The 13,151-nt window shown below is 63.9% G+C and carries 14 protein-coding genes; 7 read left to right on the forward strand and 7 right to left on the reverse strand.

Annotated features, from left to right (window positions below; genetic code table 11):
- Positions 1–9 precede the first annotated feature (9 nt).
- Both greA and AC1DLO_RS13540 read right to left on the reverse strand, forming a co-directional pair.
- Positions 10–504, reverse strand: a complete 495-nt coding sequence (gene greA, locus AC1DLO_RS13535; RefSeq protein WP_184736437.1) for a transcription elongation factor GreA — start codon at positions 502–504, stop codon at positions 10–12.
- 153 nt (positions 505–657) lie between these two features.
- A complete protein-coding gene (locus tag AC1DLO_RS13540) occupies positions 658–1,116 on the reverse strand; it encodes a DUF4307 domain-containing protein (protein WP_476890286.1) in 459 nt (152 codons plus the stop codon).
- 115 nt (positions 1,117–1,231) lie between these two features.
- On the opposite strand from AC1DLO_RS13540, the gene mca reads away from it, so the two are divergent.
- The 3 genes from mca to AC1DLO_RS13555 all read left to right on the forward strand — a co-directional run bounded on the left by mca (position 1,232) and on the right by AC1DLO_RS13555 (position 4,749).
- Complete coding sequence (mca, locus tag AC1DLO_RS13545) at positions 1,232–2,137, forward strand: mycothiol conjugate amidase Mca (RefSeq protein ID WP_476890287.1); 906 nt, start codon at positions 1,232–1,234, stop codon at positions 2,135–2,137.
- 70 nt (positions 2,138–2,207) lie between these two features.
- The gene (locus AC1DLO_RS13550) at positions 2,208–2,513 is read left to right on the forward strand and encodes a hypothetical protein (RefSeq protein ID WP_476890288.1); all 306 of its coding nucleotides are present in this window, start codon (positions 2,208–2,210) and stop codon (positions 2,511–2,513) included.
- Entirely contained in the window at positions 2,491–4,749 is a 2,259-nt protein-coding gene (locus AC1DLO_RS13555; protein WP_476914495.1) for a thioredoxin domain-containing protein, read from the forward strand. The genes AC1DLO_RS13550 and AC1DLO_RS13555 overlap by 23 nt, the downstream gene beginning before the upstream one ends.
- A 29-nt stretch (positions 4,750–4,778) precedes the next feature.
- On the opposite strand, the gene trhA is transcribed toward AC1DLO_RS13555, so the two are convergent.
- Complete coding sequence (trhA, locus tag AC1DLO_RS13560; RefSeq protein ID WP_476890290.1) at positions 4,779–5,420, reverse strand: PAQR family membrane homeostasis protein TrhA; 642 nt, start codon at positions 5,418–5,420, stop codon at positions 4,779–4,781.
- 236 nt (positions 5,421–5,656) lie between these two features.
- Between trhA and AC1DLO_RS13565 the strand changes: the two genes are divergently transcribed.
- A complete protein-coding gene (locus tag AC1DLO_RS13565; protein ID WP_184736744.1) occupies positions 5,657–6,418 on the forward strand; it encodes an isoprenyl transferase in 762 nt (253 codons plus the stop codon).
- Between the two features lie 355 nt (positions 6,419–6,773).
- A complete protein-coding gene (locus AC1DLO_RS13570) occupies positions 6,774–8,066 on the forward strand; it encodes a PhoH family protein (protein WP_476890360.1) in 1,293 nt (430 codons plus the stop codon).
- Positions 8,067–8,364: 298 nt separating this feature from the next.
- Here the strand turns inward: AC1DLO_RS13570 and AC1DLO_RS13575 are convergent, their stop codons facing one another.
- Positions 8,365–9,135, reverse strand: coding sequence for a hypothetical protein (locus tag AC1DLO_RS13575; protein WP_476890291.1), 771 nt, complete (start codon positions 9,133–9,135; stop codon positions 8,365–8,367).
- Between the two features lie 59 nt (positions 9,136–9,194).
- Between AC1DLO_RS13575 and AC1DLO_RS13580 the strand changes: the two genes are divergently transcribed.
- Complete coding sequence (locus AC1DLO_RS13580; protein WP_476890292.1) at positions 9,195–9,764, forward strand: prepilin peptidase; 570 nt, start codon at positions 9,195–9,197, stop codon at positions 9,762–9,764.
- Positions 9,765–9,926: 162 nt separating this feature from the next.
- Positions 9,927–10,400, forward strand: coding sequence for an NUDIX hydrolase (locus tag AC1DLO_RS13585; RefSeq protein ID WP_184736418.1), 474 nt, complete (start codon positions 9,927–9,929; stop codon positions 10,398–10,400).
- On the opposite strand, the gene AC1DLO_RS13590 is transcribed toward AC1DLO_RS13585, so the two are convergent.
- The 3 genes from AC1DLO_RS13590 to AC1DLO_RS13600 form a co-directional block, all read right to left on the reverse strand.
- Complete coding sequence (locus AC1DLO_RS13590) at positions 10,388–10,588, reverse strand: hypothetical protein (protein WP_476890293.1); 201 nt, start codon at positions 10,586–10,588, stop codon at positions 10,388–10,390. The two genes, AC1DLO_RS13585 and AC1DLO_RS13590, sit on opposite strands and share 13 nt — an antisense overlap.
- 183 nt (positions 10,589–10,771) lie before the next feature.
- Positions 10,772–12,460 carry an MDR family MFS transporter gene (locus AC1DLO_RS13595; RefSeq protein WP_476890294.1) on the reverse strand — a complete coding sequence of 563 codons (1,689 nt, stop codon included), beginning with the start codon at positions 12,458–12,460 and terminating at the stop codon, positions 10,772–10,774.
- Complete coding sequence (locus tag AC1DLO_RS13600) at positions 12,457–13,125, reverse strand: TetR/AcrR family transcriptional regulator (RefSeq protein ID WP_476914496.1); 669 nt, start codon at positions 13,123–13,125, stop codon at positions 12,457–12,459. The genes AC1DLO_RS13595 and AC1DLO_RS13600 overlap by 4 nt, the downstream gene beginning before the upstream one ends.
- Between the last annotated feature and the right edge of the window lie 26 nt (positions 13,126–13,151).

The raw sequence follows: 13,151 nt of genomic DNA on the forward strand, positions 1-13,151 counted from the left end.
GCAGGACTGTTAGCCAGCGAACGGCTTGGCGGAAACAATCTCCACCGGGATTTCCTTGCCGTTGGGGGCGACGTAGCTGATCTTGTCGCCCTCCTTGTGGCCCATGATCGCCACGCCCAGCGGAGACTTTTCGCTGAAGACGTTGAGATCGGAATCGCCGGCGATTTCACGGGATCCGAGCAGGAAGGTTTCTTCGTCACCGGCGATGCGTGCGACGACGAGCATGCCGGGCTCGACGATTCCGTCATCGGCCGGAGCTTCGCCGACCTGGGCGTCGCGCAGGAGCACGGTCAGCTGGCGGATGCGGGCCTCGATCTTGCCCTGCTCTTCCTTGGCGGCGTGGTAGCCGCCGTTTTCCTTGAGGTCGCCTTCCTGACGGGCGGCTTCGATCTTCTGTACGATCTCCGCACGGCCAGGGCCGGAAAGGTGGTCCAGCTCTGCCTTCAAGCGGTCAAATGCGTCCTGGGTAAGCCAAGCTGCAGGCGCGCTGTTGGTGGTCGACACGGACTTCTCCTTATGGATCTGACAAGCAAAGACCCCGCCGGTGCAGGCCACTCGTGGAACTCAGCAACCAACTCAGCGGGGTTAAGGTATTGATCTAGTGTAGTCAATCCTGTGGACAAACCCAAGCTCGCTGAGTCGCGGGTCACACCTCTGTTATTTGCCGGCGTCCACAATCCAGCAGTTGTCCACGACGGCAGACACGGCCGCGGACTCGGTGTGCAGGATAGTCCTTTGGACAGTTGTCTGGCCGCCGTCGGCGCCGTCTTTGGGGGCATTCGGACCGATTTGAACGACTTTCCAGCCGACCACCGCGAACTTGGAGTCCATGGCCTTGACGGCGCATTTTGCCGTGGCATCAGGGTTCTTGGTGACCTGGAAATCGACCTCGGACTGAGTGGCGTCGGTGGCGCTGTAGCCGAGGTCCTTGTAGGACACTGACGATTGCGAGGAAGACGTGGTGACCCATGCCAGGAACCCGATACCGAGGATGAGTGCGGCGATCACGATGTTGCGTTTGGTTTTCCCGCCGAAGGCGTGCTTTTGGCTGCCGTAGCGATTGGCTAGGCTGGTAGTTGCCGGCAGCGCCGTGCCCGATGGGTCCTCCGAAGTCACCCACCTAGTTTAGTGGGCTTCCGGCACCTCGCTGCACACAGCGGAAACGCCTGAGCAGCAACCAGCCATCAGCAAGCCCCAGAAGAGCATTACCCGGAAAGAGGAACCGTACCGGATGAGCACATCCAGCAGCCCCGACACGCAGCTCCGGCTGCTCGCCGTCCACGCGCATCCGGACGACGAGTCAAGCAAGGGCGCGGCAACCATGGCGATGTACGCGGCTTCCGGCGTCGAGGTCATGGTGGCCACGTGCACTGACGGTTCTCGGGGCGACATCCAGAATCCTGCCATGGAGTCCGCTCCGCACCCGAAGCGGGATATGGCGGGCGCGCGTCGGCTTGAAATGAACAAGGCGGCCGCCGTTCTGGGAATCAAACAGCGGTGGTTGGGTTTCGTGGATTCCGGGCTGCCCGAGGGCGACCCCTTGCCGGCCCTGCCTGAGGGCTGCTTCGCGCTTCAGCCTCTGGAGCGGGCAGCGGCACCGCTGGTCCGGCTGGTCCGTGATTTCAAGCCGCACGTCGTGGTGAGCTACGACGAAAACGGGGGCTACCCCCATCCGGACCACATCATGGCCCACAAGGTTGCCGTCGAAGCCTTCCACGCTGCCGGAGACCCGACGCGCTACCCAGGGACAGGCGAAAGCTGGGAGCCCAGCAAGCTGTATTACGATCGCGCCTTCAGCCCTGACCGTTTCCGTGCCTTGCATTTCGCCCTCGAAGAGGCCGGCCTGCAATCGCCCTACGCGGAGCGATTGGCTGCCTGGCTCGAAGCCGATGCGGAAGGCCATACTCCGCCGAGGCCTATCCACCAGACCACCACGCAGGTGGATTGCGGGGACTATTTCGAAGCCCGTGACGATGCCCTCCGGGCGCACCGGACCCAGGTCGATCCGCTCGGCTTCTTTTTCGCTGTCTCCCCGGAGATGCAGCGCAGGGCCTGGCCGTGGGAAGACTACACGTTGGTCGACTCCAGGATCCCGGCCGAACTGCCGGAAAAGGACCTGTTCGCGGGGCTAAGATAGGATCGCCGGCGATTTCTATCACGCGTAGAAGTCGCCAACCGGCTGGAAACTCCCATAGAAGGTTTGAACCGTGCACTACTTTCTCATCGCCCTGGCCACGACTCCGTCGCCTACCCCGACCCCGTCGCTGCGCCCTGGCCTGTCGGAAGACCAGGTGACGCCTGGAACCTGGGGCTTCGTCCTGACTGCCTTCATCGTGGTGCTTACGACCTTCCTGATCGTGGACATGGTCCGCCGGATCCGTCGGGTCCGCTACCGTGCCCAGGTTGAAGAAGCCCAGCTGGCCGCCAATGACGGAAGCGCCGACGGCGGCGTCGTCTCGGGCAAGCCGAGCGCGGAAGATTCCGACGGCGATGCCGGCTCCGGAGCCCGCTGACCCGGGCATCACCCGGGAATGGCCGGGGGCATCCAATGCCCTCGGCTCCGAACCGTCCGCTTATCTGCGCCAACACGCGCACAATCCCGTGCACTGGCGGCCCTTTGGCGACGAGGCCTTTGCCTTCGCGGCCGCCCGGGATGTTCCCGTCTTTCTTTCCATTGGCTATGCCGCGTGCCATTGGTGCCACGTCATGGCCCACGAGTCCTTCGAAGACCAGGACACCGCGGACTACCTGAACGCCCACTTCGTGGCCATCAAGGTGGACCGCGAGGAACGCCCGGACGTGGATTCGATCTATATGGCAGCCACCCAAGCGATCAGCGGCGAGGGCGGTTGGCCGATGTCCGTCTTCCTGACACCCGAGGGTTTGGCCTTCCATGCGGGCACCTATTTCCCGCCGTCCCCCCAGCCTGGGCGGCCGTCCTTCCGGCAGGTGCTTGAGGCGGTCCACGAGGCGTGGCTGGAACGCCGCGACGCCGTCGAGCAGAATGCCCGCGGGCTCGCCGCCGGCATGGCCGATGCCCAACTCGCCACAGCAGTGTCCCTCGATCGGCCACCTGAAGTCATCGACAGAAGCATGCTGTCGGAAGCAGTGCGCGTTCTCGCCCGTTCGGAGGACCCCGACGGCGGCGGCTTCGGCGGCGCTCCCAAGTTCCCGCCGTCGGCGGTTCTTGAGTTCTTGATCCGGCACGCTGCGGTGCCGTCTGACACGTCCGACGCCGCCCGGGACATGGCTGGGCGTACGCTCGCCGCGATGGCGCGTTCCGCTCTGTGCGACCAGCTCGACGGCGGCTTCGCCCGGTACTCGGTGACCGCCGATTGGTCCGTGCCGCATTTCGAGAAAATGCTCTATGACAATGCCCAGCTTCTGCGCGCCTACGTCCATTGGGTCAGGCTGCGCGGCGACTGGGTCCTGCCGGCAGGCGAGGCGGCGCTGGTAGCTTCGCGGGCGGCGGACTGGATGCTGGATTCGCTCGGCATGGGGGATTCCACAGCGCCGGACGGGCTCGCGTCCTCGCTTGACGCCGATACCGTGGTGGACGGAGTGCATCACGAAGGGGCGTCCTACCTGTGGACTCCTGAAAGCCTCGACGCCGTGCTGGGTCCAGGGGACGCCGCGGCCGTGGCAAGGCTGATGAATATCGGGGCATCGGGCACGGTCTCGGCGCTTGGCTCTCCGTTGCATCCCGGGCGCCAACTGACCGGGGCGGAATCGCGGTTGTGGAACCGCGTCCGGCCCGACCTGCGTGCCGCACGCTCCGCGCGCCCCCAGCCGGCCCGGGACGACAAAGTAGTGGCAGGCTGGAACGGCCTGGCCATCGCAGCGCTCGCCGAAGCCGGCGCCGTCCTGGACAGACCGGAACTGATCGCTGCGGCGGAAAGCGTGGCCGCGTACTTGGTGCGGGTGCATTGGCGCCCGGCGACCGGGCCCGGTGCGTCCAAACCCGGTGCGCCTAGTTCCGGTGCGCAGGTGCTGATCAGGGTCTCGCACGATGGCGTTGCGCGAGGGATCAGCGGCCTCTTGGAAGATTATGCGTTTTGCGCCGAAGGCTTCCTGGCTCTCTACGCGGTGACCGGCCACCGGCGCTGGTACGGGTTCGCGGAGGAATTGATTCGCGGAGCCTGCGCCCGCTTCGTGGTGGACGGCAGGTTGTCGGATTCCGTGGGAGAGTCGGCCCAGGTCTTCAACGCACAGGGGCAGCACCCGGGGTTGGACCCCTTCGACAATGCGGCGCCCAGCGGGGCGGCTGCCTTTGCCGGGGTGCTGCTGAGCTACGCTGCGTATTCGGGTTCCCACGAGCACAGGGTCATGGCAAGCAACATCCTGTCCCTCCTGCCTCCGATAGCGGGCCGGGCACCGAGGGTGGCGGGCTGGCTGCTTGCGACCGCCCAAGCGGCCGTGGCCGGCCCCATAGAGGCCGCCGTATCCGGCCCCGCTGGTCCGATCCAACGGGAACTCCACCGTGCCCTGCTGGCCTCTCCGAGCCCCGGGATGGTGGTGGCCGTGCAGGGCGAGGAATCCGAAGAAGAGGGGCCCGTCAAAGAAGGAGCCGACGACGGCGCGCTGCCGGAGATCGGGGTCATGGAACCGGAGGTGCCACTGCTGGAGGCCCGAACGGCCACTGCGGACGGCTCGCCCCAGGTGTACCTATGCCGGGGGATGGTCTGTGACTTGCCGCTTGGCTTGGTCGAGGAACTCGAGCAGCGTCTTGTGGCGATGACGGAGAACTGACTGGTTTCGGGGCGCCCTGGGCGGTACAGCTAGCTGCGCACCGCGATCATGATGGCGGCAAAATGCGCCGCGAACGCCAGCACCGTGAGGGCGTGGAAGAGTTCATGGAAGCCGAAGTTCTTGGGGCTGAAGTTTGGCTTCTTGATTCCGTAGAAAACCGCGCCGGCGATGTAAAGGGCTCCGCCCACGCAGATCAGGACCGCGGCCGGGGCATTTGCCGCGAAAAACTCAGGCAAATAGAACAACGCGCCACAGCCTAGTGCCACGTAGATGGGCACGTAGAGCCAACGGGGAGCGCCAGTCCAGAGGACCCGGAACAACACTCCTAGCAGCGCCCCGGACCAAATGACCCACAGCAGGAGCACCGCCTTGGGGCGCTCCAGCAGCGACCACGCCAAAGGCGTATAGCTGCCTGCGATTACCAACATGATGTTGGTGTGGTCTAGTCGCTTGAGGACCATTCTGGTCTTCGGCTCCCAGTCGCCGCGATGGTAGACCGCGGACACGCCGAAGAGCAGTACGCCCGTGAAAGCGTAGATGGCCGAAGCGATCTTCCGGTCTGCCGTAGGTGCCAGCGTGACCAGGGCGATCCCTGCCGCGACGGCGAACGGCGTGGCCACAGCATGTATCCAGCCGCGCCACCTTGGCTTGATTGTGAGCAGCTCCGACATCGTTTAAGCGTAACCCGCGTCCTGAAAAGTTACTGCCGAGTAATGAGTTGTTCAATCGAGTTTCAAGACCCCGGTGTGCCGGTGGCCTAGCTTGGGAAGGTAGCCTTGGTGGTGCACCTTCGGCCGCGCCCCGGAGGTGGTGATGGTTGTTTGACTGAGGGCGGCCGCCCGGCCAGCCGCCGTCGTCGTCGTGTCGCTTTCAGTTGCCGTTCAAAGGAAGTCAGGTGAGTGTCCGGATGGAGTGGCCCGGCTTCCTCTACGGCTTCTACGAGCGCAAGCTGCTCCGATCGCTCGAGCAGGACAAGATTCCCCGGCACATCGGCGTGATGGTGGATGGCAATCGCCGCTGGGCGCGACAATTCAACGCGCCCACCAGCGAAGGCCACCAAGCAGGGGCGGACAAGATCCACGAGTTCCTGGGGTGGTGCCAGGAACTTGGAGTCAAAGTCGTCACGTTGTACATGCTATCGACGGACAACATGAGCCGCTCCGGCGAAGAGCTCGAACTATTGATGGGCATCATCGCCAACACCCTGGATCGACTGGACGAGGACGCCGACATCTCAGTCCACGCCATGGGTGCCCCCGAGCTCCTGCCGGACTATCTCGCCGAGCGGCTCAACAAGCTCACGGCCCGCACTCCGATCCGCGAGCGGCTGCACGTTAACGTGGCCGTCGGGTACGGCGGGCGGCGCGAGATCGTCGACGCCGTCCGGGAACTGCTGCACGATGCGGTCGCGCATGGTCGCGATATAGGCGAGCTGGCCGATGAACTATCAGTGGACGACATCTCACGGTTCCTCTACACGCGAGGCCAGCCCGACCCCGATCTGGTGATCCGCACATCAGGTGAGCAGCGCTTGTCCGGCTTCCTCATGTGGCAAAGCGCCTACAGTGAGTTCTACTTTTGCGAGGCACTCTGGCCTGCGTTCCGCAAGATCGATTTCCTTCGGGCCCTGCGGGACTATGCGGGCCGCCAGCGCCGCTTCGGTTCTTGACGCAGCGTCTTGCCCGTGAGCTCCCGTTTACGGGAAGTTCACATTTTGTCTACACGAATCGCCGTTTGCGCTCACCGGAAATGTAATGGCACAGGAATACGTTAATCCCATCAGTAGGCAAACCGCCTGCTGATCGGGGAGGCCAGTAGATGGAGCGAATCATCGCACCAGTTACGTGGGGGGGCCGCGCCCGGCCTTCCGGCCGAGCCGCCTCACGAATAAGCCGGGTTCGCCCGGGGCTGGAGTCGATGTGGCTATTTCTGAGCAACTGCCCGTAGTCGTTTCCGACGGGGAAAGTTCAGCTACCTCTCGCACCAAGCGGGCCAAAAACGGTCGGGCTGCGAAGCCCGACACCCTGACTGGCCGAAGCTATGTGATTGACACTTCCGTATTGCTTTCCGATCCGCACGCCCTGTTGCGCTTCGCGGAGCACGAAGTCATTGTCCCGATCGTGGTCATCACCGAATTGGAGGGCAAACGCCACGATCCCGAGTTGGGCTACTTCGCCCGCAAAGCGCTCAGGCTCCTGGACGACCTGCGCATTGAGCATGGCGGGTTGAATCAACCCATCCCGATCGGATCCGACGGCGGCACACTGCGAGTCGAGATGAACCACGTCTCCACCGAAGTCCTGCCTGCAGGATTCCGGGGCGCGGACAACGACAGCCGTATTCTGGCCGTCGCGAAAAATCTCGCCAACGAAGGCCACAACGTCACGGTTGTCTCCAAAGACCTCCCCATGCGCGTCAAGGCCTCTGCCATGGGGCTGTTCGCGGACGAATACCGCAACGAACTCGTCAAGGACTCCGGCTGGACCGGCATGGCAGAGATCGAGGCCAGCGAGGACGAAATCACCACCCTCTACGGCCACGAACCGGTCTTCATTCCGGCCGCGGCCGAACTGCCGGTCAACACCGGCCTGGTGCTGCTCTCGAACCGGGGCTCGGCCTTGGGACGTGTTGGCGCGGACAAGCAGGTACGCCTGGTCAAGGGTGACCGTGATGTCTTCGGACTGCACGGCCGTTCAGCGGAGCAACGGCTTGCCATTGATCTGCTCATGGACCCCAGCGTCGGAATCGTCTCGATCGGCGGCCGGGCAGGCACTGGAAAGTCAGCCCTCGCCTTGTGTGCCGGACTCGAGGCAGTCCTGGAACGCAGGGAACACCGCAAAGTGATCGTTTTCCGACCGCTGTACGCGGTTGGCGGGCAGGAACTTGGTTACCTGCCTGGTTCCGAGGCAGAGAAGATGAACCCCTGGGCGCAGGCGGTCTTCGACACCCTCGGTGCACTCGTCAGCCAGGAAGTCGTGGAAGAAGTCATGGACCGGGGCATGCTCGAGGTCATGCCGCTGACCCATATCCGCGGACGCTCACTCCACGACGCCTTCGTAATCGTGGACGAGGCCCAGTCGCTTGAAAAGAACGTGCTCCTTACCGTGATGAGCCGTATCGGCCAGAACTCCAAGATCGTCCTGACCCACGACGTCGCCCAGCGGGACAACTTGCGCGTCGGTCGGCACGACGGCGTTGCCGCCGTCGTCGAGACCCTCAAGGGCCACCCGCTGTTCGGCCACATCACCCTGACCCGCTCCGAGCGCTCGCCGATCGCTGCCCTCGTGACGGAACTGCTTGAAGGGGCGGAAATCTAGGCTCCACCGTCGCGCATAGGGCCGTGGCCGGGTTCGCCCAGCCACGGCTCTATGCCATCCGTGCGTGTGCGTCTGTCACCGACGCTCGATCACTTTTGTCGCGTTTTCGGCGGGCGCTCGCTCAGATACGTCGGCGTTCCGGCGGACGCTCGATCACTTTTGTCGCGTTTTCGCCGCTCGCTCACTCATAGGGTTTCCAACGCGCAAATGATGTGAGCGAGGGTCCGGGATTTTGACGACATAGGTGAGCGAGCGTTCCTGCCGACGCCTTAGGCGCGACCATCCCCGGCGACCTCTCTCAGGCGCGGGGGCCGATGTCCCAGCTGATGTGCTTCCTGACATCCGTGAGGTTCATCGATTCGGCGAGGAACAGATCGTCCAGCATGTATTCGTCCACCCCCAGGATCCGCATCCAATGCCCCTGACTGGTTGTGTCGCCGTCGAGCGATTGACTCGAAACGCACACGCCCGTTCCTGAGTCCACCCGCAAGAGCGTGCGTCCGGGAAAACAGAGGGGCTTGGCCGCATCCGACGCCACGTAACTGTGTCCCGGCGTCGCGATGGTTTCCAGTGCCGGACGTCCCTCGTGGTCGACTTCCCGGATAGGACCGAGGGCCACGCGGTTTGATTCGGGAAATTCCATGGGAACCGGCGCGTTTCCCGCGAGTTCCACGGGGTCCAAGGCGGCAGCCAGCCGTCCATTGCCGAAGGACGGCTCACCGTACGCCGCCTCGGGGCGCCGGCGGACCAAACCTCCGGAGTCGTACACTGGGGTCACCAAATGGGCCGGCAAGAGCCAAGATTTGCGCTTGGAACCAAGGTATAACCCATCGCGGGAGTCGTTAATGCCAGTGGTGCTGTGCAGAAGTGTGCCATCCAGGGTTTCGAGTCGAAGCGCTCCCGGCCGGCGCAGCCAGGCGCGCACAGTGTCTCCTGCGTTGCCCGGCAGCTCCAGGTATTCGAACCTCAGGCTGGTCCATTTCCACGGGGAGGAACGGCAGAGGTTTCGGAAGATGGAGGACATGTCGGCGTCCGGACTGCCTTGGATTTCTGCACTGTAGCGCCCCATATCCACAGTCTAAGGGTGTGCGACCGGCGCGCGTTTCAGAAACCCGATAGCATCCGAGGGTGATCCGACGACTTGGCGAATTATGGGGGACCAGTTTCCCGGCCTTCTGGCTGCTACTCGCAGCATGCGTGTACTTTGCGATCATGGCTGCCCGCCTCACAGTCATCGACGTCCGCCACCACCTGCTGCCCAACCGGATCGTGTTCCCCTCCTACGCCATCGCCGGAGTGTTGTTGCTCGGCGCAGCGATCGCCTTCGCTCTTTCGGGCGGGAACCTTTCCGGCGCGGCAGGGAACGTGCCCGACGGCGGCGCTTCCTTCCTCGGGGTTCCCGCCTTGGGAATCGTGGCCGGGGGAGTGGCGCTGTGGCTTTTCTACTTCGTCCTGCGTTTGGTGTATCCGCCGGGGATGGGCTTCGGCGACGTCAAACTGGCCGGAGTTCTGGGCCTGTACCTTGGCTATCTCGGCTGGGCGCACGTCTTCGCGGGAACGTTTGCGGCGTTCCTCTTCGGCGGCCTGTGGAGTCTTGGAGTCCTGGCGGCCCGTCGCGGGACGCTCAAATCAGCCATACCTTTCGGGCCCTTCATGCTGGCCGGTGCCGCGGCCGCGATGCTCGCCCTGCCCGCCTAAGGACGGCCTCCCAGGCGGCGCGAAGGCACCCGCCCGAACAGTCCCGGCTGCTGTCATTCGGGCGTCCCCGGTGGGATACTCGCCCTACTGGCGGATCCGATCCGGAAGCGGAGGCAATGCTCTTGCTGGTGTTAACTGTTCCAACGAAGGCGGGCTAAGGCAGTGGCGGTCCCGGAATTCATCCTGCAAATCCGCGAGAAGATCGGCAACGACCCGCTGTGGCTGCCTGGCGTGCGCGGCGTGGTGTTGGACGACGAGAACCGGGTCCTTCTGTGCCAACGGGCGGATAACCGCCGTTGGACCTTGATCACGGGAATGCTCGAGCCAGGGGAGCACCCTGCCCCCGGATTGATCCGGGAGATCTTCGAAGAGACCGCCGTTGTGGCGGAAACAGAGCGGATCCTGGCGGTAGGGGTGATCGGCCCGGTCACCTATCCCAACGGGGACGTCTGCGACTTCCTGGATATCGCCTTCAAATGCCGCTACGTATCCGGAGACGCCCGCGTCAACGACGACGAATCAATCGCGGTCGGCTGGTTTGCCCTCGACGAGTTGCCTGAGATCAGTGCCGGGCACCGCGAAACCATCCGGCTTGCGCTGGAACCGGGCACCGCCGTCGCGTATCAGCGCGATTGACGAGCCGCGAGGATCGCCCGGGCGCCGAAGATACATGCGGCCGCACCGCAAAGAATGGCGCCGGCAACGGTCCACCATTCTCCCCGGGCGAAGGCCATTGAGACGGCCAGAAGGCCGAAAAGCACGGCCCCCAGGCCCCAGCGGACCGCCGGGTTGATGTTCGCTGATTCATCGGGCTCTGGACTCATTGTTCCAGCCTAAGCCAGACGACACAGGGGCGCCGCAACCCCCAAAGATTGCGGCGCCCCGGCGCCCGACAGCGGCTCAGCCAGCCGGGCGGCCCAAGTGGACATGCCCAGCCTTGCATTCGAGCACTGGGCATATTCCCCATATGTCCACTGGTCCGAGCCAAAGCCGGGCATGTCCTGGCTTCAGCGCCTGGCGAGCTCGCCGTCGTTGTCCGCCACGCTGTCGACGGTCCCCTCAGCCGAAGCGTCGGCAGATCCCTCTGCAGACGCACCGAGGCGTTCGGCTTCAAGGCGTTCTGCCTCCTCGCCCCCGACGGCCTCGCCCCGGGCCACCATTCCGGCGGTATCGGAGAGCGTGATTTGCTTGAGCGTGATGGCGAGCAAGAGCGCGACGGCGATGAACGGGATCAGGTACCAGAACACCGGTGCCAGCGAATCGGCATAGGCGTTGATGATGGCGTCCTTGATCTGAGCAGGCAGTTGGGCCAGCGTCTGGGGATCGAGCTTGCTGGTGGACTGCGCAGCCTGTGCGGCGGAAGCGCCGGCCCCCGTGAATGCCTTGGTGAGGGACTCAGCCAGCCTCGTCGTGAAGATTGAGCCGAAGACAGCCACGCCCAACGAAGCCCCGACTTCGCGGAAGTAGTTGTTGGTGCTCGTGGCCGTTCCGATCTGTTCCGCTGGAACCGCATTCTGCACCACCAGGACGATGACCTGCATGATCAAGCCCAGGCCAGCGCCGAAGATGAACAGCTGGATGCAGATGACCCAGATCGGAGTTGCCGCGGTGAGCGTAGTGAGCCACAGCATGGCAATGATGGTGAGGCTGGCTCCGAGGATCGGGAACATCTTGTATTTGCCGGTTTTCGAGATGCGGATACCGGAATAGATCGAGGTACCCATGAGTCCCACCATCATCGGCAGCATGAGTAGACCGGAGACCGCGGCGGAGGTGCCGGAGGACATCTGCAGGAACGTCGGCACGAAGGCGATGGCGGCGAACATGCCGAGCCCCAAGGTGAAGCCGATGGCCGTTGCGTTCATGAAAATCCGGTTCTTGAACAGGCTCAGCGGAATGATGGGGTCTTCTGCCTTGCGCTCCACGAGGACGAAGAGGAAAGCAGCAAGCACCATGCCGGCGCCGAAGGCCCAGGTGAGCGGGGAGTCCCAGCCCTGGTCCTTCTTGCCGCCGAAGTCGGTGAAGAAGATCAGGCAGGCCGTCGCGGCGGATAGCAGCAGCACGCCCAGGATATCGATGCGCTTTTCGGCCCTCTTGTTCGGCAGGGTGAGCGTGAACCAGGCGATGGTGAACGCCGCGATGCCGACGGGGATGTTGATGTAAAAGGCCCATTCCCAGGTCAGATGGTCCACGAAGAAGCCGCCCAGGAGCGGACCGGCAACGGCGGAGAGGCCGAAGATCGCGCCCAGGGGACCCATGTACTTGCCGCGTTCCTTTGCCGGCACGATATCGGCGATGATGGCCTGGGACAGGATCATCAGACCGCCGCCGCCCAAGCCCTGGATGGCACGGAAGATCACGAAGCCCCAGAAATCCGTGGCGAAGGCACAGCCGATGGAGGCAGCCGTGAACAAGCCGATGGCGATCAGGAAGAGGTTCCGCCGGCCCAGGATGTCACCGAACTTGCCGTAGATCGGCATGACGATGGTGGTGGCCAACAGGTAGGCGGTGGTGATCCAGGCCTGATTCTCCACGCCGCCGAGCTTGCCGACGATGGTGGGCATGGCCGTGGACACAATGGTCTGGTCCAGGCTGGAGAGCAGCATTCCGGCGATCAACGCCGAGAAAATGATCCAGATCCTTCTCTGGGTCAAGAGCAGCGGTGCGGCCGCTTTGGTCTTGAGCGTGGTACTCACAATTGGTCCTTCTGGGGTTCGACGGGGTTGGTGTCCAGCGGTTGGGCGAAGAGCACGCGTGCCGCGTTGAGGTTCTGATCCAGCAGTTCGCGGTAAGGCCGGGTGTTTTCCTCCGAAAAGAACTGTTGGCTGGTCTTCTTGGTGACTGCCCCGAAGACTGCGGCGGCCATGATGATCTCGGGGTGGTCCGCTGTGAGGCCTTCGCGTGCGGCGATGAGTTCGGCGAACTGGCGCTCGCGTACTTCGCCTTCGCGTGTCAACCGGCCCAGGAGTTGGGGCTCGGCCGTGACGGCAGCGATGAGCTGGCGGATTTCGGACGGGTTGATGGTGGACCGCTCGAGGACCGCCAGAGTGAACTGGAGCAGGGCGGACAGCAGCGAGTCGGAGATGGAGCCCGCGGAGGGGGCGGGGTTGCGGTTGAAGGCGGCCAACGCATCTTCCGGAAGTTCGTCGGAGAACGAGCCGATCACCGCGTCTTCCTTCGTATGGAAGTAGTTGAAGAACGTCCGGCGCGATATTCCGGCTTGTTCGCAGGCTTCCTCGACGGTGAAACCGTTGAGGCCGCGCCGGGCGGTCAGGGACCGTGCGACGGCGGAGATCGCGGCGCGGGTCTGCGCCCGCTTGCGCTCCCGGAGTCCGCCGTCTTTAGTTGCACTATTTTCCACAAAGTAAAGTTTTGCACTCTTAAGAA

The organism is Arthrobacter sp. 01T419, assembly GCF_056398865.1.